At 69.4% G+C, this 20,744-nt stretch carries 18 protein-coding genes; 11 read left to right on the top strand and 7 right to left on the bottom strand.

The window, feature by feature from the left end; all coding sequences use genetic code 11:
* Positions 1 to 59 precede the first annotated feature (59 nt).
* Together G5C60_RS30160 and G5C60_RS30155 are read left to right on the top strand one after the other, a co-directional pair.
* Complete coding sequence (locus tag G5C60_RS30160; RefSeq protein ID WP_165264149.1) at positions 60 to 1,247, top strand: hypothetical protein; 1,188 nt, start codon at positions 60 to 62, stop codon at positions 1,245 to 1,247.
* A gap of 126 nt (positions 1,248 to 1,373) precedes the next feature.
* The gene (locus tag G5C60_RS30155) at positions 1,374 to 2,561 is read left to right on the top strand and encodes a low temperature requirement protein A (RefSeq protein ID WP_165264148.1); all 1,188 of its coding nucleotides are present in this window, start codon (positions 1,374 to 1,376) and stop codon (positions 2,559 to 2,561) included.
* Positions 2,562 to 2,610: 49 nt separating this feature from the next.
* On the opposite strand, the gene G5C60_RS30150 is transcribed toward G5C60_RS30155, so the two are convergent.
* Positions 2,611 to 3,258, bottom strand: coding sequence for a class I SAM-dependent DNA methyltransferase (locus G5C60_RS30150; protein WP_338145973.1), 648 nt, complete (start codon positions 3,256 to 3,258; stop codon positions 2,611 to 2,613).
* Positions 3,259 to 3,622: 364 nt separating this feature from the next.
* On the opposite strand from G5C60_RS30150, the gene G5C60_RS30145 reads away from it, so the two are divergent.
* From G5C60_RS30145 to G5C60_RS30110, 8 genes are all read left to right on the top strand, one after another.
* On the top strand, positions 3,623 to 4,843 hold the full coding sequence (locus G5C60_RS30145) for a M20 family metallopeptidase (protein ID WP_165264152.1): 1,221 nt from the start codon (positions 3,623 to 3,625) through the stop codon (positions 4,841 to 4,843).
* 283 nt (positions 4,844 to 5,126) lie between these two features.
* Entirely contained in the window at positions 5,127 to 6,176 is a 1,050-nt protein-coding gene (locus G5C60_RS30140; protein ID WP_165264147.1) for a BMP family lipoprotein, read from the top strand.
* A gap of 450 nt (positions 6,177 to 6,626) precedes the next feature.
* Positions 6,627 to 7,673 (top strand): BMP family lipoprotein, encoded by a 1,047-nt coding sequence (locus tag G5C60_RS30135; RefSeq protein WP_165264146.1) that lies wholly within the window; start codon positions 6,627 to 6,629, stop codon positions 7,671 to 7,673.
* Positions 7,674 to 7,901: 228 nt separating this feature from the next.
* Positions 7,902 to 9,470 (top strand): ATP-binding cassette domain-containing protein, encoded by a 1,569-nt coding sequence (locus G5C60_RS30130; RefSeq protein WP_165264145.1) that lies wholly within the window; start codon positions 7,902 to 7,904, stop codon positions 9,468 to 9,470.
* The gene (locus tag G5C60_RS30125; protein WP_165264144.1) at positions 9,470 to 10,600 is read left to right on the top strand and encodes an ABC transporter permease; all 1,131 of its coding nucleotides are present in this window, start codon (positions 9,470 to 9,472) and stop codon (positions 10,598 to 10,600) included. The genes G5C60_RS30130 and G5C60_RS30125 overlap by 1 nt, the downstream gene beginning before the upstream one ends.
* Positions 10,597 to 11,862: an ABC transporter permease gene (locus tag G5C60_RS52410; RefSeq protein WP_165264143.1), complete on the top strand. Its 1,266-nt coding sequence runs from the start codon at positions 10,597 to 10,599 to the stop codon at positions 11,860 to 11,862. The genes G5C60_RS30125 and G5C60_RS52410 overlap by 4 nt, the downstream gene beginning before the upstream one ends.
* Positions 11,859 to 12,299 (top strand): cytidine deaminase, encoded by a 441-nt coding sequence (locus G5C60_RS52405; RefSeq protein ID WP_165264142.1) that lies wholly within the window; start codon positions 11,859 to 11,861, stop codon positions 12,297 to 12,299. Before G5C60_RS52410 ends, G5C60_RS52405 begins: the two co-directional genes overlap by 4 nt.
* A 15-nt stretch (positions 12,300 to 12,314) precedes the next feature.
* Positions 12,315 to 13,598, top strand: a complete 1,284-nt coding sequence (locus tag G5C60_RS30110) for a thymidine phosphorylase (RefSeq protein ID WP_165264141.1) — start codon at positions 12,315 to 12,317, stop codon at positions 13,596 to 13,598.
* A gap of 53 nt (positions 13,599 to 13,651) precedes the next feature.
* Here the strand turns inward: G5C60_RS30110 and G5C60_RS30105 are convergent, their stop codons facing one another.
* A complete protein-coding gene (locus tag G5C60_RS30105) occupies positions 13,652 to 14,572 on the bottom strand; it encodes an AEC family transporter (protein ID WP_165264140.1) in 921 nt (306 codons plus the stop codon).
* A 164-nt stretch (positions 14,573 to 14,736) separates the two neighbouring features.
* Here G5C60_RS30105 and G5C60_RS30100 point away from each other — a divergent pair, with 164 nt between their 5' ends.
* Positions 14,737 to 15,123, top strand: coding sequence for an STAS domain-containing protein (locus G5C60_RS30100; protein WP_165264139.1), 387 nt, complete (start codon positions 14,737 to 14,739; stop codon positions 15,121 to 15,123).
* Here the strand turns inward: G5C60_RS30100 and G5C60_RS30095 are convergent.
* The 5 genes from G5C60_RS30095 to G5C60_RS30075 form a co-directional block, all read right to left on the bottom strand.
* A complete protein-coding gene (locus tag G5C60_RS30095) occupies positions 15,007 to 16,023 on the bottom strand; it encodes a sigma-70 family RNA polymerase sigma factor (RefSeq protein ID WP_165264138.1) in 1,017 nt (338 codons plus the stop codon). The two genes, G5C60_RS30100 and G5C60_RS30095, sit on opposite strands and share 117 nt — an antisense overlap.
* 299 nt (positions 16,024 to 16,322) lie before the next feature.
* Positions 16,323 to 17,951, bottom strand: a complete 1,629-nt coding sequence (gene mctP, locus G5C60_RS30090; RefSeq protein WP_165264137.1) for a monocarboxylate uptake permease MctP — start codon at positions 17,949 to 17,951, stop codon at positions 16,323 to 16,325.
* Entirely contained in the window at positions 17,948 to 18,220 is a 273-nt protein-coding gene (locus G5C60_RS52400) for a DUF3311 domain-containing protein (protein WP_165264151.1), read from the bottom strand. Before G5C60_RS52400 ends, mctP begins: the two co-directional genes overlap by 4 nt.
* 170 nt (positions 18,221 to 18,390) lie before the next feature.
* Positions 18,391 to 18,591 (bottom strand): YbdD/YjiX family protein, encoded by a 201-nt coding sequence (locus G5C60_RS30080; RefSeq protein WP_165264136.1) that lies wholly within the window; start codon positions 18,589 to 18,591, stop codon positions 18,391 to 18,393.
* Entirely contained in the window at positions 18,563 to 20,737 is a 2,175-nt protein-coding gene (locus G5C60_RS30075; protein ID WP_165264135.1) for a carbon starvation CstA family protein, read from the bottom strand. Before G5C60_RS30075 ends, G5C60_RS30080 begins: the two co-directional genes overlap by 29 nt.
* Between the last annotated feature and the right edge of the window lie 7 nt (positions 20,738 to 20,744).

The raw sequence follows: 20,744 nt of genomic DNA, 5'->3' as shown, positions 1-20,744 counted from the left end.
AGGGCGCGGGGGCCGGGGGCCCGGCGCCCTCGGCAGAGTCGGGGACGGGCTCGGCAGCCATGCTGCCGGGAACGGAACCAGCGGGGCCGACACCAGGCCCGTCGGCCGCACCTGCGGCGGGGCCGACGCCCATAACGGGTCCGGTGACCGACGAGCCGACGGCCGTCGCGGCGCCGTATGCCGCCGAGGCGGCGTCCGGTGAGCGGCCGGGGAGCACCCGCCCGGTCGCAGACCCGGCCACGGGCACCGACCCCGCCTCCGCCCCCGCGAGGGGCACCGCGGGGCTCACCCTCGTGGTCCTCTCGCCCAACGACCCCATGACCCGGGGGCAGTTGCGCCGTATGGCGGAGCTGGCCCGGGGCGAGGGGCACGAGGTTCGCTGGGAGGAGGCGCGTGGCGGGGCGACGGCGCCCTTCCACACGGTGGGCGGTCTGGCCCCGCTGCTGCGCAGGGCGGAACGGATAGTGATGGGCGACCCGTTCTCCCGCTACGTACAACTCCTCCTCACCATCACCCGCGCCCGCGACCTCGTCGTCGTGGACGACGGCACCGCGACGATGGAGTTCGTCTCCCAACTCGCCCGCGGTGAACGCCTGGTGCGCTGGCACCGGCGAGGCGGCCGCCCAGGACCCCGCGACCTGGTGTTCGCGCCGGTCTCGGCCCGGGCACGCCGCCGCCTCACGCCCCGCGCCGGGCGCCGCGTGGAGGTCTTCTCCTCCATGCCGATCACCGAGACGCCCGAGGGCGTCCACATCACGGCCAACGACTTCGCCTGGACCCGCGCCCGCTTCGGCCCGCCGCGCCTCACCAAGGGCGCCGACCTCGTGGGCACGTCCCTGGTGGAGACGGGCGTCGTGGACAGCGACCGCTACCTGGAAGCGGTGAAGGGTCTCACCAAGACCTACGGCGCGACCCGCTACTTCGCCCACCGCCGCGAAAGCACCGACAAACTCCACCGGCTGGCCGTCGAGACCGGCCTGGAGATCGTCCGCCCGGACCTCCCCCTCGAACTGATCGCCCGCCGCGGCCCCATCGGCCGTACGATCCTCAGCTTCCCGTCGACGGTCGTCCACACCCTCCCGCTGGCGCTCGCCGGCACGGAGGTCCGGGTCGCGGTCTGCGACATCGACCCGGCCTGGCTCACCGAGACGGCCTCCCCGCGCGCCCAGGGCTTCCTGTCGGGAGTCACGGGAACGGCCCGCGACGTACACCGCTTGTCGGCGATCTCAGCGGTCCCGGCGACCTGAGGCGACCCGAGGCGACCTGATGTGAATTCCTGAGGTGCATCAAGGCCACCTGCTCCGAGCCGCGATCTGGGTAGGGTGCAGCGCGGGGGAGACCGGGCTGGGGGGCCTGGTCGCGAAGGGGGAGTTGTGGCCGCACACAGTGATCGTTCCAGGATCGTCGCCACGGACGACGGACATCGGGTCACGCCCGCCGAGCTGTTCTTCGACCTGGTCTTCGTGTACGCCATCACGCAGGTCACCGCGCTGATGGCGGCCGACCCGACGGCACTGCGACTGCTCGGCGGGCTGGTTGTGCTCGCGCTGCTGTGGTGGTGCTGGTGCTGTTTCTCCTGGCTCGGCAACGTCGTGCGGGCCGACTCCGGGGCGATGTCCGGCGTACTGGTCGCGGTGATGGCCGTGGTCCTGGTCGTGTCACTGACCGTGCCGGAGGTCTACGCCGACAAGGGGGGAGGCCTGCCCGTGCCCCTGGTGTTCGTGCTCTGCTACGGCGCGGTACGGATCCTCCACCTCGTCATGTACTGGATCTCCGACCCCGACGACCGGGCCCTGCACGCCACGATCCGCCGGACCGCGCTGTTCTCCGTGGCGCCGCCGTTCGCCCTGCTCCTGGTCGGCAGCGCCTACACCGGTCTCACACAGATACTGATCTGGCTCGGCGCCGTGGCGATCGATTACCTCGGGATCTACGTCACCGGCTCCTCCGGCTGGCGCGTGGCCTCACCTGGCCACTTCTCCGAACGGCACGGCCTGATCGTCATCATCGCCCTCGGCGAGTCGATCGTCGCGATCGGCGTCGGAGTGTCCGGCTTCGCCATGACCGCGCCCGTGCTGGCCGCGGCGGCCACGGGCCTGCTCGTCGTGGCCGGGCTGTGGCGGCTGTACTTCCGCCGGATCAGCGAGGTCGCAGAGCACCGGCTGGCCGCGCTGGACGGCGACGACCGTACGCGCCTCGCCCGCGACGTCTACACCTTCCTCCACATGCCGCTCGTCGCCGGGGTCGTCCTCACCGCCCTGGGCATGAAGAAGGCCCTTCAGCAGGTCGCCGACACCGGCCACTACGACCTCTCCGAGCCCCTGCACGGCGTGGTGGCCTGGGCGCTGCCGGGAGGCGTGGGCGTGTTTCTCGTCGCGTCGGCGGCGATCCTGCTGCGCGCCACCGGGCGCCGGTCCGTGGTCCTCGTTGTCGGCGGGGTCCTGTGCCTGTGCGCGGGCGTGGGGGTCGCCCTCATCCCGGCCCTGGTCGCTCTCGCACTGCTGGCGGGGACGGTGGCGGGAACGCTGGTGCTGCACGGGCGCACGACGGCGAAGGACTGAGCGGATTCGGCGGAGCCCGGTGCTGTACGGCGCCCCGTCAGGGACGGGGTTACTGCGGCTTGCGGGCCAGCAGGAAGGCGCGCGGCAGTTTCTCGTCCTCGCCGGGCTCGCGGACGACCTGGGCGTGCATGAGGAGTCCGGCCTTGCCGATGAGCCCGGCGACGGTCTCAGGGCGCCGCCAGTGGTAGCCCAGCGAGATGGCGTGCCCGAACCGCTCCGTCAGACGTCCCTGCTCGTCACCGGCCTGGAAGGCGAGCAGCAGGTGACCGCCCGGGGCGAGCACGCGGTGGAACTCGGCGAAGACGTCCGGGAGTTGGTCATCGGGGACGTGGATGGTCGAGTACAGGGCCGCGATTCCGCCGAGTACGTCGCCGGGGAGGTCGATGGCCGTCATCGAGCCCACGTGGAAACGAAGTTCGGGATACGCGTCGCGGGCCACCGCGACCATCTTCGGCGACAGGTCGATCCCGAACACCGGGATGCCCAGGGTGTTGAGATACGCCGTCACATGGCCCGGCCCGCATCCGACATCGGCCACGGGCCCGACCCCGGCCTCCTGCACGAGCTCGGCGAACCCGTTGATCAGCGCCTTGTCCAGAGGCTTACGTGCCAGGTCGTCGGGGAAGTGGTCCGCGTACTCGGCGGCCATGGTGTCGTAGGACGTACGGGTGTCGCGTATGAAGTCCGGTTCACTCACGCTGGGCGACGATACTGGGCGGGGTGGGCACGGCGACCGCGGTTCACACGTTCTTCAGGTGACCGTCGGTTTCGAGTGACCCAGGGCCCAGGGCCCAGGGCCCAGGGCCCAGGGTCTTGGAGTCGGCTTCGAATGATCCTGTTCCAACGATCCTGTTTCCATGGTCCTGGAGTCGGTTCGAATGGTTCGGTTCACGGGCGAGCGGTAAGATCCAAGCCTGCGGAAAGCTGGTCGAGTGTACCCATCGCGGGCGATATGTATGCGCTGCGCGGCCAGGTTTTCCTCCCCTGACGGGCTGAAGTTTTGTTGATCGAGGGTCGGCCGACCCCCGTGTCGCCCTACCCTTCAAAGGGTGAAGCAACTGATGTCCCGAGAGTCCGAGGCCGAAACGACCGGGGGAGCCGTGCTGCCGGGCACGCTCCCGGAGAGCCTGCGCGCGGAACTCGTAGCGTTCCGCCGCGACCTCCACATGCACCCGGAGCTCGGCAACCAGGAGTTCCGTACCACCGCGGCGATCAAGGCGCGGCTGGAGCGAGCAGGGCTCCAGCCCCATGTGCTCGCGATCGGAACCGGGCTCTTCTGTGACATCGGCGAACCGGACCCGGCCCAGCCCATGCTCGCCCTGCGCGCCGACATCGACGCGCTGCCCATCCCGGACATGAAGGCCGACTGCGCGTATCGCTCGACCGTGCCCGATCGTGCGCACGCCTGCGGGCACGACGTCCATACGACGGTGGTGCTGGGCGCGGGGCTCGTCCTCGCCGAGCTGCACAAGAAGGGGCTGCTGCGGCGCGCCGTACGGCTGATCTTCCAGCCCGCCGAGGAAGTGCTGCCCGGCGGTGCGCCGGACACCATCGAGTCCGGGGCGCTGGAGGGCGTCGGACGTATCGTCGCCGTGCACTGCGATCCGCGGGTCGACGCGGGGCGCATCGGGCTGCGGCACGGACCCATCACCTCGGCGTGCGACCGGCTCGAGGTCGCGCTCGACGGCGCGGGTGGTCACACCGCGCGCCCCCACCTGACCACCGACCTCGTCACGGCCGCCGCCCGCGTCGTCACTGACGTACCGGCCCTGGTCGCCCGCCGCGTCGACGCGCGGTCGGGGCTCGCGGTGACCTGGGGCCGTATCGAGTCCGGGCACGCCTGCAACGTCATCCCGCAGCACGCCGAGCTGTCCGGGACCGTGCGCTGCCTGGATCTCGACTCCTGGCGGGCCGCTCCCGACCTCCTGCACGCGGCCATCGACGAGATCGCCAACCTCTACAAGGCCAAGTCGGAGATCAACTACATCCGCGGCGTCCCGCCCGTCGTCAACGACCCGGTGACGACCGACCTGCTCCGCGAGGCGATGGCCGTCCGCCGCGGCGCCCTCTCCGTCGAGGACACCGAGCAGAGCCTGGGCGGCGAGGACTTCTCCTGGTACCTGGAGCACGTGCCCGGCGCGATGGCCCGCCTAGGGGTGCGGACGCCGGGCGAGCGGGGCGTACGGGATCTGCACCAGGGCGACTTCGACGCGGACGAGCACGCCATCACCGTCGGCGTCGAACTCTTCACCGCGGCCGCCCTCCTCGACGGGGCCCGGTAGGCCCGGCGGCCGTTCGCTCGCCCCGAGGCAGCCTGGTGTGCGTGCCCCCACGGCGCGCGCACCGTCACGTAGAGGCCGCACAAGACATACGGTGCGTGAGGTCCGCGCGGGGTGTTATGGGCCAAACGCACCTTTCGAGGTCGTGGTTCACAAGGACTTAACCGGCCATTGGCACGAATGGATAACAGCACGGTGGTACCCCATTCCCCGCAGGGTCTACGCGCGTTACTGTGCGCCGAACTCAGCACCCACTGCGGGGCTCATGAGAATGGGGAACTTCGAGATGCGTCGGATATCCAAACTGACCCGAGTCGCGGTGGGGGTCGCGTCGCTCGCGCTCGCTGCCACGGCCTGTGGCGGCACCAGTGACGAAGCCGGAAGCAGTGACGACGACGGGGGCAAGAAGGGCCTCGCCATCGCCTACGACATCGGCGGCAAGGGCGACCAGTCCTTCAACGACGCCGCGTTCGCCGGCCTGGAGAAGGCCAAGAGCGAGTTCGGGTACGAGACGGCCGACATCGAGCCCACCGAGGGTGAGACCGACGCCGACAAGGCGCAGCGCCTGACCTCGCTGGCCAAGCAGGGCTACAACCCCATCATCGGTGTCGGGTTCGCGTACGGCCCCGCGATGAAGCAGGTCGCCTCGAAGTACCCGAAGGTCAGCTTCGGCATCGTGGACTCGGTCGTGGAGGGCGACAACGTGGCGTCCCTGGTCTTCGCCGAGAACGAGGCCTCGTACCTCGCCGGTGTCGCCGCCGCCAAGGCGACCAAGACGAACACGGTCGGCTTCGTGGGCGGTGTGGACATCCCGCTGATCCACAAGTTCGAGGCCGGTTACAAGCAGGGTGTCGCGGACACGAACCCCAAGGTCAAGGTTCTGTCGCAGTATCTGACGCAGACCGCGGAGGAGGGCGGCTTCTCCAGCCCCGACAAGGGCAAGGCCGCCGCCGAGAGCCAGCTCGAGAAGAACGCGGACGTCGTCTACCAGGCCGCCGGCCTCTCCGGCCAGGGTGTGATCGAGGCCGCCGCCACCGAGAAGAAGTGGGCGATCGGCGTCGACTCCGACCAGTACGAGCAGAAGCCGCTGGCCAAGTACAAGAACTACATCCTGACCTCGGCGCTCAAGGACGTCGGCGGTGCGGTGTACTCGCTCGCCAAGTCCGTCGAGGACGGCAAGCCGCTGACCGGTGTGCAGACCTTCGACCTGAAGGTGGACGGCGTCGGCCTCTCCGAGACCAACCCGGAGTACGCGAAGATCGCCGGCCTCAAGGCCGCCGTGGACAAGGCCAAGGCGGCCATCATCGACGGCACCATCAAGGTCAAGACCGAGTAACGAGTGATCGGGCAGGACCGGGGGGAAGCGGGCGGGCGCCCAGAGCGCCCGCCCGCTCGTCGTTCGCCGGACCTGCTGCGTTCGGCCGCGGCGCCACAACCGTGTTGCTCACGCCCGCACAACCGCGTTGCTCACGGCCGCATAACAAGGTGAACAGGAGGGTTTTCCTCGCGGGTCTACGCGCGTTACTCTGCGGCGAAGCGAGCGCCGGGGCCCCACCTTCAGACGCTTGGCGCTCCGCTGGAAGAACCGTGATGCTGTATCGATTTGCGGCTCCGCCGCGGGCGCGGGCCGGTGGGGGCTGGTCGCTCCCCCACTCTCGGCTTCGCTCGAGCGGGGGGACCCCCATCGCGGCGCAGCCGCACATTGACACAGCCCCGCGCCCCTTACGGGGCGCGGTATCGCACCGGACTTCACCAAGGCCGCTTTGTACGACAGGAGCAAGAACACATGCGCCGGGTTTCCCGCCTCGCGGTCGCAGGCGCCGCGACCACCTCTCTCGCCCTCGTCCTCGCCGCCTGCGGCGGCACCTCGACCTCCGCGTCCTCGGAGTCGAAGGGTGACAAGGGCCTCGCCATCGCCTACGACGTCGGAGGCAAGGGCGACCAGTCCTTCAACGACGCCGCGTACGCGGGCCTGGAGAGGGCGAAGAAGGAGTTCGGCTACGAGACCGCCGACCTGGAGCCCACGGAAGGTGAGACGGACGCCGACAAGACGCAGCGTCTGGTCTCGCTGGCCAAGCAGGGTCACAACCCGGTGATCGGCGTCGGCTACGCGTACGCGACGGCTGTGAAGGACGCCGCGGAGAAGCTCCCGGACACCACGTTCGGCATCGTCGACGACTCCACCATCGAGGCGAAGAACGTCGCGGACCTGGTCTTCTCCGAGGAGCAGGCCTCGTACCTCGCCGGTGTGGCCGCCGCCAAGTCCACGAAGACGAACACGGTCGGCTTCGTGGGCGGTGTGGACATCCCGCTGATCCACAAGTTCGAGGCGGGTTACAAGCAGGGTGTCGCGGACACGAACCCCAAGGTCAAAGTGCTCTCGCAGTATCTGACGCAGACCGCGGAGGAGGGCGGCTTCTCCAGCCCCGACAAGGGCAAGACGGCCGCCGAGAGCCAGCTCGAGAAGAAGGCCGACGTCGTCTACCAGGCGGCCGGTCTTTCGGGCCAGGGTGTGATCGAGGCCGCCGCCGCGGGCAAGGTGTGGGCGATCGGCGTCGACTCCGACCAGTACCAGCAGGAAGCCCTGGCCAAGTACAAGAACTCCATCCTGACCTCGGCGACGAAGGACGTCGCCAAGGCGGTGTACAACCTGGCGAAGTCGGTCGAGGACGGCAAACCCGAGACCGGTATCGTCAGGGGCGATCTGAAGACCGGCCAGGTCGGCCTCGCGGACTCCAACCCGAAGTTCAAGGACGACTCAGAGCTCCAGGAAGCCATCGAGACGGCCAAGGAGAAGATCATCAGCGGCGAGATCAAGGTCAAGACCAGCTGACCCAGCAGTACCACGAGCAGCCAAGCGACCCCCGGGGGCCGCTGGTAACCGCGGGGTTACATCCGCTCAACGGGGCACCGGGAGTCTGGCTCCCCGTACCCCGTTGTCGGCGGTGCGTCGCCCCTCTTCCGATGCCGTAGGGGCGCGCTTAGACGACCCCCTTCACCAGGAGAGTGCGCCATCAACGCGTCCAGCAGCCCTCCGGCCGGCGCGGCGGTCAACGGTCAGGTGACCGCCGTCGCACTCGCCGGTATCACAAAGCGATTCCCCGGCGTCGTGGCCAATCACGACATCCACCTCAGCGTCCGCAAAGGCACCGTCCACGCGCTCGTCGGCGAGAACGGCGCCGGCAAGTCGACGCTGATGAAGATCCTCTACGGCATGCAGAAGCCGGACGAGGGCACCATCGCCGTCGACGGCGAGCAGGTCTCCTTCTCGTCGCCCGCCGACGCCATCGCCCGTGGCATCGGCATGGTGCACCAGCACTTCATGCTCGCGGACAACCTGACCGTCCTCGAGAACGTCGTGCTGGGCAGCGAGAAGCTCTACGGCATCGGCGGCCGGGCCCGCCGCAAGATCCAGGAGATCTCCGAGCGGTACGGCCTCGGGGTGCGCCCCGACCTGTTGGTCGAGGAACTCGGCGTCGCCGCCCGCCAGCGCGTGGAGATCCTCAAGGTCCTCTACCGCGGCGCCCGCACGCTGATCCTGGACGAGCCCACCGCCGTCCTGGTGCCGCAGGAGGTGGAGGCGCTCTTCGCCAACCTGCGCGAGCTCAGGTCCGAGGGACTGTCGGTCATCTTCATCTCCCACAAGCTGGGCGAGGTCCTCTCGGTCGCCGACGAGATCACGGTCATCCGCCGCGGTACGACGGTCGGTACGGCCGTTCCCGCGGAGACGACGTCGCGTCAGCTCGCCGAGATGATGGTGGGCAGCGAACTGCCCACGCCGGAGACCGCGGAGTCCACGGTCACCGACCGCCCCGTACTGACCGTCAGGGACCTGCGGCTGGAAGCACCCGGCGGCAAGGCGCTCCTCGACGACATCAGCTTCACCATCCACGCGGGCGAGGTCCTGGGCCTGGCCGGTGTCGAGGGCAACGGCCAGACCGAGCTGGTCGACGCGCTCATCGGCCTCAAGCACGCCGACTCCGGCACCATCACGCTCGCCGAGGAAGAGGTCACCGCCTGGCCCACCCGCAGGCGCCGCGAGCAGGGCGTCGGCTACATCCCCGAGGACCGCCACCGCCACGGCCTGCTCCTGGAGGCCCCCCTCTGGGAGAACCGCATCCTCGGCCACGTCACCGAGCGGCCCAACGCGAAGGGCGTCTGGCTGGACCCGAAGGCCGCCCAGGAGGACACACGGCGCATCGTCGAGGCGTACGACGTCCGCACGCCCGGCATCGACGTCACCGCCGCCTCCCTGTCCGGCGGCAACCAGCAGAAGCTGATCGTCGGCCGCGAGATGAGCCACAAGCCGCGCTTCCTGATCGCCGCCCACCCCACCCGCGGTGTGGACGTCGGCGCGCAGGCGGCGATCTGGGACCAGATCCGCGAGGCCCGCCGTGAGGGTCTCGCCGTGCTGCTGATCTCCGCCGACCTGGACGAGCTGATCGGCCTGTCCGACACCCTCCGCGTGATCTACAACGGCAAGCTGGTCGCGGACGCCGACCCGGCCACCATCACCCCGGAGGAACTCGGCTCGGCCATGACCGGCGCCGCCTCCGGACACCTCGAGAACGAAGAGCTCGTAGAGCAGCTCGAAGAGCAGGCAGACGCCCCGGAAGACGAGGCCCGCTGATGAAGAAGTTCGACAGGGAGCGTGTGCTCCTCGCGGTGGCCGGACCGGTCATCGCGCTCGTCGTGGCCGTGGCCCTGACCTCGATCGTGCTGGTCGCCTCCGGCAAGAACCCGGTCGAGCCGTACACGCTGATGTTCGAGCAGGCCACGTTCTCCGACATCCAGGTCCTGATCATCAACCAGGCCTCGATGTACTACATCGCGGCGCTCGCGGTGGCCATCGGCTTCCGGATGAACCTGTTCAACATCGGCGTGGACGGCCAGTACCAGCTCGCCGCCATGGCGGCCGCGATCGTCGGCGCGCATGTCGCGCTGCCCGCGGTCCTCCAGGTTCCGCTGCTGATCCTCACGGCGGTCTTCACCGGCATGTTCTGGTCGGGCATCGCCGGCGTCCTGAAGGTCACCCGCGGTGTCAGCGAGGTCGTCGCGACGATCATGCTCAACGCGATCGCGACCTCCGTCATCGGCTACCTGTGGCTGCCCAACGTCTTCGGCGTCAAGGTCGGCAACAACAACACCACCGGCGAGATGAAGGAATCCGGCTGGCTGCCCGGCATCGACATGGGCGCGGCCGGTGAGATCTACGGCTTCGTGGTCGTCGCGGTCCTGCTCGGCATCGGCTACTGGGTCGTCCTCAACCGCACCCGCTTCGGCTTCGACCTGCGCGCCTCGGGTGCCTCGCAGTCCGCCGCCGCGGCCAGCGGAGTGGACCCCAAGCGCATGGTGCTCGCCGCCATGCTGCTCTCCGGCGGCATGGCCGGCCTCGCCGGGCTGCCGATCCTCCTCGGCGACACCCACACCTACAGCCTGGCCTTCCCGACCGGCATCGGCTTCCTCGGCATCGGCATCGCCCTGCTCGGCCGCAACAGCCCGACCGGCATCGCCTTCGCGGCCCTGCTGTGGGCCTGGCTCGACAAGGCCTCGCCCGAGCTCGACTTCCACGGCTACGACAAGGAGATCGCGGTCATCATGCAGGGCCTGATCGTCCTCGCGGTCGTCGTCTCCTACGAGGCCGTACGCGAATGGGGTCTGCGCCGCCAGCAGCGCCAGGTCGGCGCGGAACTCGCCGCGGGCCACGTCCTCGGCGCCTCCTCCGACAACAACACCGAGAAGGAGGTGGCGGGCCGATGACCACCGCGACCGACGTCAACCAGCCCACACTGCAGCCCGCGGCACCCGGCGGCCGCCGGCTGTCGCTTCCCGTCCTTCTGCTGGTCATCGCGGGCGCCCTGGCGCTGACCTCGATCGTCCGCATCATCACCGGCGCCGACGGCATCACCAACGTCAGCCAGATGTCCACCGCGCTCGAACTGGCCGTACCGATCGGCCTCGCCGGTCTCGGCGGTCTGTGGGCCGAGCGCGCGGGCGTCGTCAACATCGGCCTCGAGGGCATGATGATCCTCGGCACCTGGTTCGGCGCCTGGGCCGGCTACCAGTGGGGCCCGTGGACCGGCATCCTGGTCGGCATCATCGGCGGCGCGATCGGCGGCCTCCTGCACGCCGTCGTCACCGTCACCTTCCACGTCAACCACATCGTCTCCGGTGTGGCCATCAACATCCTGGCCCTCGGCGCCACCCGCTACCTCGCCCCGCTCGCCTTCGAGGGCCTCCCCGGCGCCACGGGCAAGCAGTCCCCGCCGGTGGAGTCCCTGGGCGCCTTCACGATCCCAGGGCTCTCCGACGGACTGAGCGACCTCAACCGCGAGGGATGGTTCCTGATCTCCGACCTCGCGGGCCTGCTCGGCGGCCTGGTCACCAACGTCTCCTGGCTGACCCTGATCGCCATAGCGCTGGTCCCCGCCACCTGGTGGATCCTGTGGCGCACCCCCTTCGGCCTGCGCCTGCGCTCCTGCGGCGAGAACCCGATCGCCGCCGAGTCGCTCGGCGTGAACGTCTACAAGTACAAGTACATCGCCGTGATCATCTCCGGCGGCCTGGCCGGTCTCGGCGGCGTCTTCCTCTCCATCGTGGCCAACCCCTTCTACCTGGAGGGCCAGGTCAGCGGCCGCGGCTACATCGGCCTCGCCGCGATGATCTTCGGCAACTGGATGCCGGGCGGACTCGCCATCGGCGCCGGCCTGTTCGGCTACACCGACAGCCTCAACCTGCGCGGCGGCTCCTCGAACGTCCACGCACTGCTGCTGCTCGCCGCCATCCTGCTGGTGATCGGCGCCATCTGGCTGGCGCTGCGGAAGAAGTACAACGCCTCCGCGATCACCCTGCTGATCGGCGCCCTGGTGTTCACCTGGTACGCGACCACCAACGAGGTCCCCAACCAGGTCGTCTCCGCCACGCCGTACGTCATCACGCTGCTCGTCCTCGCACTGTCCGCGCAGCGCCTGCGCATGCCGAAGGCGGACGGCATGCCCTACCGGAGGGGGCAGGGCAAGTGACGTCCTCCTCGGGGGACTCCCCGGGGGGCTCCTCCGGGAACGTCTCCGCGACCGTCGACTGGGAAGCACTGCGTGCGGTGGCCCGGGACGCCATGTCCCGGGCGTACGCCCCGTACTCGGGCTACCCGGTCGGGGTCGCGGCCCTCGTCGACGACGGGCGCACGGTCTCGGGCTGCAACGTCGAGAACGCCTCGTACGGCCTCGGTCTGTGCGCCGAGTGCGGCCTCGTCTCCCAGCTCCAGCTGACGGGCGGCGGCCGGCTGACGCACTTCACCTGCGTGGACGGCCGCGGCGAGGTCCTGGTCCCGTGCGGCCGCTGCCGCCAGCTGCTGTACGAGTTCGGCGGCCCGGACCTGCTCCTGGAGACCCCGGCGGGAATCCTGCCGCTGTCGAAGATGCTGCCGCAGGCTTTCGGGCCCGGCCATCTGACCAAGTAACTCGGAAGGAAAGCCATGGCCATGGACGCCATCTCCGTCATCCGCACCAAGCGGGACCGCGGTGAGCTCAGCGACGAGCAGATCGACTGGGTCATCGACGCGTACACGCGCGGCGAGGTCGCCGACTACCAGATGGCCGCCCTCAACATGGCGATCCTGCTCAACGGCATGAACCGCGGTGAGATCGCCCGCTGGACGGCGGCGATGATCGCCTCCGGCGAGCGCATGGACTTCTCGTCGCTGTCCCGCCCGACCGCCGACAAGCACTCCACGGGCGGAGTGGGCGACAAGATCACGCTCCCACTGGCACCGCTGGTGGCGGCGTGCGGGGCCGCCGTACCCCAGCTGTCGGGCCGCGGCCTCGGCCACACCGGCGGCACCCTCGACAAGCTGGAGTCGATCCCGGGCTGGCGGGCGCTGCTCTCGAACGAGGAGATGCTGAACGTCCTGGACGGCGTCGGCGCGGTGATCTGTGCGGCGGGCGACGGTCTGGCCCCCGCCGACAAGAAGCTGTACGCGCTGCGGGACGTGACCGGAACGGTCGAATCGATTCCCCTGATCGCTTCCTCCATCATGTCGAAGAAGATCGCGGAGGGTACGGGGTCACTGGTCCTGGACGTGAAGGCGGGCATGGGCGCCTTCATGAAGACGCTCGAGGACGCGCGTGAACTGGCGTCCACGATGGTCGGGTTGGGCACGGACCACGGTGTGAAGACGGTCGCGCTCCTGACGGACATGTCTACCCCGCTGGGCCTGACGGCGGGCAACGCCTTGGAGGTCCGCGAGTCGGTGGAGGTCCTGGCGGGCGGCGGCCCGTCGGACGTGGTCGAGCTGACGCTGGCCCTGGCCCGCGAGATGCTCGACGCGGCGGGCGTGAAGGACGCGGACCCGGCAAAGGCACTGGCGGACGGTTCGGCGATGGACGTGTGGCGCCGCATGATCGCGGCCCAGGGCGGCGACCCGGACGCTCCGCTGCCGACGTCCAGGGAACAGCACGTCGTGAAGGCCCCGTCCTCGGGTGTCCTGACCCGCCTGGACGCGTACGGCATCGGCATCGCCGCCTGGCGCCTGGGCGCGGGCCGCGCCCGCAAGGAGGACCCGGTGCAGGCGGCCGCGGGCGTGGAGATGCACGCGAAGCCGGGCGACACGGTGCTGGAGGGCCAGCCCCTGCTGACGCTCCACACGGACACCCCGGAGCGGTTCGCGTACGCGCTGGAGGCGGTCGAGGGGTCGTACGAGGTCGCGGGCGAGGGCACGGAGTTCACGGCCGCGCCGGTGGTACTGGAACGTATCGCCTGACCTGCCGCTTCTCCTCCGGGCCGATCACCCCGACAACTTCCCTCTCGGACCCGTCACCCCAGCAACGCCGCGACCACCACCAGTACCGGAATCGCCAGGATCGTCGACAGCAGGATCGCCTCGCGGGCCAGCACCTCGCCCACGCGATAGCGGGACGCGTAGGTGAAGAGGTTCTGGGCGGACGGGAGCGCCGCGGTGACCACGACGTCGAGCAGCGCGGCACCGTGCAGGCCGAAGACGCCCGCGGCCAGCGCCCAGGCCGCCAGGGGCTGGCCCGCCGACTTCAGGGCGACCGAGAGCAGGACCAGATGGCGGTCGGGGCCGCGGCCCGGCATCGTGCTGCCGCACAGGGAGATGCCGAAGGCCAGCAGGACGGCCGGTACGGACATGTTGCCGATCAGCGTCAGCGGGTCCAGGACCGGGCCCGGGACCGTCAGGCCGCTCGCCGAGACCGCCACCCCGGAGAGGGAGCCGATCCCCACCGGATTGCGCACCGGTGTGGTCACCCGCTGCCACAGCGAGCTCTTCTCGCCCGGCCCCGACAGGTCGAGGATCGTCAGCGCGACGGGCGTCATCACGATCTGCTGGAACAGCAGCACGGGCGCCACGAGCGAGGCGTCGCCGAGCACGTACACGGCGATTGGGATGCCGAGGTTGCCCGCGTTGACGTAACTGGAGCACAGCGCGCCGATCGTCGTGCGGCCCACACCCCAGCGGCGTACGACACCGACCGCGACGAACACCCCGGCGACCGCGCACGTACTGATCGCCGTGACCAGCAGCCCACGGGAGAGGATCACCGACAGGTCGGCCTGCGCGAGCGTCGTGAACAGCAGGGCGGGCGTGGCCACGTGAAAGGCGAGCTTGGTCAGTACCTCCCGTCCGTTCTCCCCCAGATAACCGCGACGCCCGATCACATAGCCGACCGCGATGACCACGGCGATCACCGCGAAGCCGTTCAGCACCCCCTGCACGGAGCCCCCTCGGGCGGGAGGAGACGTGCGGGTGTCCGTACGGCCGCCGGTGCGTCGGGCATCCGTACGGGCGCTGATTCATGGGGCATACACCAAACCCTCTGGGGTACGCCCTCCCCAGGTCAATGTGACCTTGAACCACGCGACCTCACGCCGGCCCGGCGATGAGTTACGCGCCGCCGCCCGGTCTACCGTTCGTGAACTCCATGACACCCGCTGTACTCGTGCTGCTCGGCCCCGTCGCCCGTGATGACGTGCCCCGGCTGTGCGAGGACGTGCGCGCGAGACTGGAGGCCACCGGCGCCGGGGTCGTGGTCTGCGATGTCGGGGGCCTCGGTCCGCCCGGACTGACCACCGTCGACGCACTGGCCAGACTCCAGCTCGCCGCCCGCCGGGCCGGGGGCCGGATACGCCTGCGCGACCCGGACCCGGCGCTACGCGCGCTGCTCGACCTCGTCGCCATCCGCTTCGAGGTGGAGGGGCAGCCCGAAGAGAGGAAACCACCGCTGCGTGTCGAGGAAGCAGTGGAACCCGGTGATCCGGCCGTCTGATATCTCCAGGACCTGCACGGCCCACGGCGTGTAGCCGCCCTTTTCCGGATCCGGCTTGTACTGGGCGAAGCCGGGCAGGCCGTTGACCTCGACCGGCACCAGGTGCGAGTTCGCACACGGGGCGCCCAGCGTCGTCATGAAGCCCGTGATGTCCTCGGGGCCGCTCAGCCACAGGTCGAACGGCGGCATCGTCATCACGGCGTCCTCGTGCAGCAGCGCCGTCAGCGCCGTCATGTCGTACCCCTCGAACGCCGCCACATAGCGCTCCAGGAGCTTCTGCTGCTCCTCGTCGAGCGGGTCGGAGACGGCGCCCTCCACGGCCGCGCCGTCGCGCTCCGCGAGGGTCGCCCGGGCCCGCTGGAGCGCGCTGTTGACCGAGGCGACCGTGGTGTCGAGCAGCTCGGCGACCTCGCTCGCCTTCCACTGCAGAACCTCGCGCAGGATCAGTACGGCCCGCTGCTTGGCCGGCAGTTGCTGGAGCGCGGCCATGAAGGCGAGGCGCACCGACTCCTTGGCCACCGCCGCCTCGGCCGGGTCGCTGGGTGTCGGCAGCACGCGGTTGTCCGGCATCGGCTCCAGCCAGGTGTTGTCCGGGCGCGGGGTCAGTGCCGCCTGCGCCAGTGGCGTCGAGTCCGTCAGGTCCATCGGGCGGGCCCGTTTGTTGCCCGCCGTCAGCATGTCCAGGCATACGTTCGTCGCGATCCGGTACAGCCACGAGCGCATCGAGGAGCGGCCCTCGAACTTGTCGTAGCTGCGCCAGGCCCGTACCAGCGTGTCCTGGACCGCGTCCTCGGCTTCGAAGGACGAGCCGAGCATCCGGTAGCAGTACCCCGTCAGCTCGACCCGGTGCTTCTCCAGCCGGACATCGAGATCCGTCGTCGTCACCGTACCGTCGCTCATGGCCAACCCACCCCTGTGGCTCATTCCGTCGCACGCGCCTTTGCGCGCAGCACTTCGGAAGCTACCGCAGCCCACTGACAATGGCCCCCGGACCGCACGAATGCCCAGCTCAGAGGTGTCTCGCCCCCGCCGCCCTTACCCGTCCCATCCCATTCCTGGGGGCTGCGCCCCCAGACCCCCGCTATCGGCCTGGCGGCCTCGTCCTCAAACGCCGGACGGGCTGAAATCAGCCCGCCCGGCGGAAAATCAGCCCGTCCGGCGCTTGAGGACCGGGGGTCCAGGGGGCGGAGCCCCCTGCCCTAGTGCGCCGCCCCAGCCGTAGCCGGCGGCAGCTCCACCGCCACGCCCGCATCCCCCGCGTCCGCCGTGTAGTCCTCCGGAGACGTCTCGTCGATGCCGTCAGGCGCCTTCGCCGCGCGCAGTGCGAACGTCAGGACCACCGTCACCACCACGTTCAGCACGAACGCCGTCAGACCGATGTAGCCGATCTCGCCGATCCCCGGAATCTCCTTGGCCGAGCCGCCGAAGTGCTTCTGGGTCGGCGAAGCGACCCCGTACGCGGCCACCGTCCCGTACACCATGCCGACCGCCCAGCCCGCCAGCAGCGCCCAGCGGTGGAACCAGCGGGTGAAGAGGCCGCCGACCAGGGCCGGGAAGGTCTGGAGGATCCAGATGCCGCCGAGGAGCTGGAAGTTGATCGCGACCGTCTTGTCCATGGTCAGGACGAAGGCCAGCGCGCCCACCTTCACAAGGAGGGAGACCAGTTTCGAAACCTTGGTCTCCTGGGCCGGAGTCGCGTCGGGCCGGATGAAGTCCTTGTAGATGTTGCGCGTGAAGAGGTTCGCCGCCGCGATGGACATGATCGCCGCCGGCACCAGCGCGCCGATGCCGATCGCCGCGAACGCCACACCCGCGAACCAGTCCGGGAACATCGTCTCGAAGAGCTGCGGAATCGCCAGCTGCCCGTTCTGCACCTTGATCCCGGCCGCGATCGCCATGAACCCGAGCAGCGCGAGCAGGCCCAGCATCAGCGAGTACAGCGGCAGAATCGTGGTGTTGCGGCGGATCACCTCACGGCTGCGCGAGGACAGCGTCGCCGTGATCGAGTGCGGGTACATGAACAGCGCGAGGGCCGAGCCGAGCGCGAGCGTCGCGTATGTCCACTGGCCCGGCTCGCCCGGTGTCAGGGCGCCGCGTGGCGCGCCCGTCGCCGGGTTGGTCTGGCCGAAGGCCTCGCCCGCCTTGGCGAAGATGTCGTCGAAGCCGCCCAGTTTGATCGGGATGTAGATGATGGCCACCGCGATCACGATGTAGATCAGGGTGTCCTTCACGAACGCGATCAGCGCGGGGGCACGAAGACCCGACGAGTACGTGTACGCCGCCAGCACGCCGAAGGCGATCAGCAGCGGCAGGTCCTTGACGAACCAGTTGGTGTCCTCGCCGCCGCCGAGGCCCATCACGTCGAGGACGGCCTGGATGCCGACCAGTTGGAGCGCGATGTACGGCATGGTGGCGAGGATGCCGGTCACCGCGACCGCCAGCGACAGGCCCTTCGAGCCGAACCGCCCGCGCACGAAGTCCGAGGTCGTCACGTACCCGTGCTTGTGCGACACCGACCAGAGGCGGGGCAGGAACGTGAAGATCAGGGGATAGACGAGAATCGTGTACGGGACGGCGAAGAAGCCGGCCGCGCCCGCCGCGTAGATCGCCGCCGGGACCGCCACGAACGTATAAGCCGTGTAGAGGTCGCCGCCCAGCAGGAACCAGGTGACCCAGGTGCCGAACGACCGTCCGCCCAGGCCCCATTCGTCGAGGCTCTGCTCGTCGGCGGCCTTGCGCCAGCGCGCGGCCAGGAAGCCCATGACCGTGACGGCCAGGAAGAAGAAGATGAAGACGGCGAGTGCCACGCCGTTCACGCCGTCCTTCATGCCGACGCACCCCCGCCCTGGGACTCGGCGGACCTGCGGGCGCGCTGATCACGCTGCCACAGCTTGTACGCGATCATCGTGAGCACCGTGGAGATGAGCACCCACAGCATTTGGTACCAGTAGAAGAATGGGATGCCGATGAAGGCCGGGTCGGTCTTCGCGTACGAGCCCACCCAGAGCATCGCCACGAACGGCGCCAGCAGGCAGAGGGCGATGACCACACGGAGTGGTGTCACCGTCGGCGGTGACACCACCGGCGGCTTCGCCACCGGTGGCTTCACCTCATGCGCTCTTGACGCATCGGACTCGTCTGACATGCGGTGGCTCCGTCACCTCGTTGATCACCTGTGTAACGCGCAGGAAATCTAAGCGACGGTTCCGCTTTAGGGAAGCCTTGTATGGAAGCCCTGTCCGGAATCAGAACGAGCTGTACACATATTCAGCAGCAGCGGAAGCCCTGCCTGGGGTCCGCCTCCTGACGTTCCGTGCGCGTCCGCTCGAACTCCCGGCGGGACGGCACGAGCGCGTCCGGGTGCTCCGAGCGGACGTGAGCGACATACCGGTCGTACGCGGACTCGTCGGTCAACTCGCGTACGTACCACCGCACGGACCTAAGAACCCGGAGCAGCCCCGACAGCATCGCGCTCCTCCTCCTTCTCCTCCCGGGTCGGGAACAGCCCGGCCGGGGCGACGATCTTCGACTCCACGTACGGCGCCTCGCTGAGCGTGGAGAGCGCGGGGCGGCGTACATGCCTGATGCATACCCTGGTCGCGTCCACGATCACGATCACGATGAGCAGGGCGAGGACGGCCGAAAGGACGCCGTCCACCGTGGAGTTGGTGACCACGGTGCGCATGTCGTCCATGGTCTTGGCGGGCGCGAGGACCTCGCCCCGGTCGATGGCGTCCTGGTAGACCGAGCGCTGCTTGAAGAAGCCGACCCGTGGATCGCTGGAGAACACCTTCTGCCAGCTCGCCGTCAAGGTCACCGTGGCGTCCCAGACGAGCGGAATCCCGGTGACCCAGGCCCACTTGAGGCGCCCCGACTTCACCAGCAGCGTCGTGCAGACGGCCAGCGCGACCGCCGCGAGGAGCTGGTTGGAGATGCCGAAGATCGGGAAGAGCTGGTTGATGCCGCCGAGCGGTTCGTGGACGCCCACCCACAGGAAGTAGCCCCACAGACCGCAGACGATGCCGCTGGTGATGACGAGGCCGGGCTTCCAGCTCACGTTCTTGAAGGGCTTGTAGACGTTGCCCAGGGTGTCCTGGAGCATGAAGCGGCCCACGCGGGTGCCGGCGTCGAGCGCGGTCAGGATGAACAGCGCCTCGAACATGATCGCGAAGTGATACCAGAACGCGCGCAGACTGTCTCCGGTGATCTGGGAGAAGATGTCCGAGATGCCGATCGCGAGCGTGGGCGCGCCGCCGGTCCGCGACAGCAAAGACGCCTCCTCGACGTTGCGGGCGGCGGCCGCCAGATCCTCCGGAGAGATCTGGTAGCCCCAACTCCCCACCACCTGCGAGGCGTTCTGGACAGAGTCCCCGATGACGCCCGCCGGCGCGTTCATCGCGAAGTACAGGCCCGGGTCGATGACCGACGCCGCGACCAGCGCCATGACCGCGACCGACGACTCCATGAGCATGGAGCCGTACCCGATCATCCGGACCTGCGTCTCCTTCTGGATCATCTTCGGCGTCGTACCGGACGAGATCAGCGAGTGGAAGCCGGACAGCGCGCCGCAGGCGATGGTGATGAAGACGAACGGGAAGAGCGAGCCCGCGAAGACGGGGCCGTCGCCGCGTGAGGCGAAGTCCGTGACGGCGTCCATCTTCAGGGTCGGCAGCGCGACGACGACGCCGATCGCCAGCAGCCCGATGGTGCCGATCTTCATGAATGTGGAGAGGTAGTCGCGGGGCGCGAGCAGCATCCACACGGGCAGGATCGAGGCGATGAAGCCGTACGCCACCAGCCAGATCACCAGCGTCGAGGGCGCCAGCGTGAACGCGTCGGCCCAGGACGACTCGGCGACCCATCGCCCGGAGACCAGCGCGAGAAGCAGCAGTGCCACACCGATCAGCGAGACCTCGCTGACCCGGCCGGGCCTGAGGACCCGCAGATAGAAGCCCATCAGCAGGGCGATCGGGATCGTCATCGCGATGGAGAAGGTGCCCCAGGGCGACTCGGCAAGGGCGTTGACGATGACCAGGGCCAGTACACCGAGCAGGATGATCATGATGGCGAAGGCGGCGATCAGGGCCGCGGCCCCGCCGAACGGCCCGATCTCCTCGCGCGCCATCTGCCCGAGCGACCTGCCGTCGCGGCGCGTCGAGAAGAAGAGCACCACCATGTCCTGCACGGCACCCGCGAAGATCACGCCGACGATGATCCAGATGGTGCCGGGCAAGTATCCCATCTGCGCGGCCAGTACGGGCCCCACCAGCGGGCCCGCGCCGGCGATCGCCGCGAAGTGATGGCCGAGCAGCACGCGCCGGTCGGTGGGGTGGAAGTCGATGCCGTTGTTGAGCCGCTCCGCGGGCGTGGCCCGGGTCTTGTCGACCTTGAGGACCTTGTTCGCGATGAACTTCGCGTAGAAGCGATAGGCGATGGCGTACGAGCCGAGGGCGGCCGCCACCATCCAGGCGGCCGACACCTCCTCCCCGCGCGAGAGCGCCAGTACGGCCCAGCCCGCCGCGCTCACCAGCGCGACGAGGGTCCAGATGACGACGGTTCGGGGAGTTGCCTTGCGAGGGGCCGGCGATGCGGCCTGGGGGCTGTCGGTGCGCACGGGTCGT

The organism is Streptomyces scabichelini, assembly GCF_011045015.1.
Taxonomy (GTDB): domain Bacteria; phylum Actinomycetota; class Actinomycetes; order Streptomycetales; family Streptomycetaceae; genus Streptomyces; species Streptomyces scabichelini.
This window is presented reverse-complemented; position numbering and strand designations above follow the sequence as displayed.

Bases quoted from the DNA above. Each gene is read 5' to 3' on its own strand.
- G5C60_RS30160 (WP_165264149.1), top strand. From the start codon at position 60: ATGCTGCCGGGAACGGAACCAGCGGGGCCGACACCAGGCCCGTCGGCC.
- G5C60_RS30145 (WP_165264152.1), top strand. From the start codon at position 3,623: ATGTCCCGAGAGTCCGAGGCCGAAACGACCGGGGGAGCCGTGCTGCCG.
- G5C60_RS30140 (WP_165264147.1), top strand. From the start codon at position 5,127: ATGCGTCGGATATCCAAACTGACCCGAGTCGCGGTGGGGGTCGCGTCG.
- G5C60_RS30135 (WP_165264146.1), top strand. From the start codon at position 6,627: ATGCGCCGGGTTTCCCGCCTCGCGGTCGCAGGCGCCGCGACCACCTCT.
- G5C60_RS30125 (WP_165264144.1), top strand. From the start codon at position 9,470: ATGAAGAAGTTCGACAGGGAGCGTGTGCTCCTCGCGGTGGCCGGACCG.
- G5C60_RS52410 (WP_165264143.1), top strand. From the start codon at position 10,597: ATGACCACCGCGACCGACGTCAACCAGCCCACACTGCAGCCCGCGGCA.
- G5C60_RS30110 (WP_165264141.1), top strand. From the start codon at position 12,315: ATGGCCATGGACGCCATCTCCGTCATCCGCACCAAGCGGGACCGCGGT.
- G5C60_RS30100 (WP_165264139.1), top strand. From the start codon at position 14,737: ATGAGTTACGCGCCGCCGCCCGGTCTACCGTTCGTGAACTCCATGACA.
- G5C60_RS30095 (WP_165264138.1), bottom strand. From the start codon at position 16,023: ATGAGCGACGGTACGGTGACGACGACGGATCTCGATGTCCGGCTGGAG.
- mctP (WP_165264137.1), bottom strand. From the start codon at position 17,951: ATGAAGGACGGCGTGAACGGCGTGGCACTCGCCGTCTTCATCTTCTTC.
- G5C60_RS30080 (WP_165264136.1), bottom strand. From the start codon at position 18,591: ATGCTGTCGGGGCTGCTCCGGGTTCTTAGGTCCGTGCGGTGGTACGTA.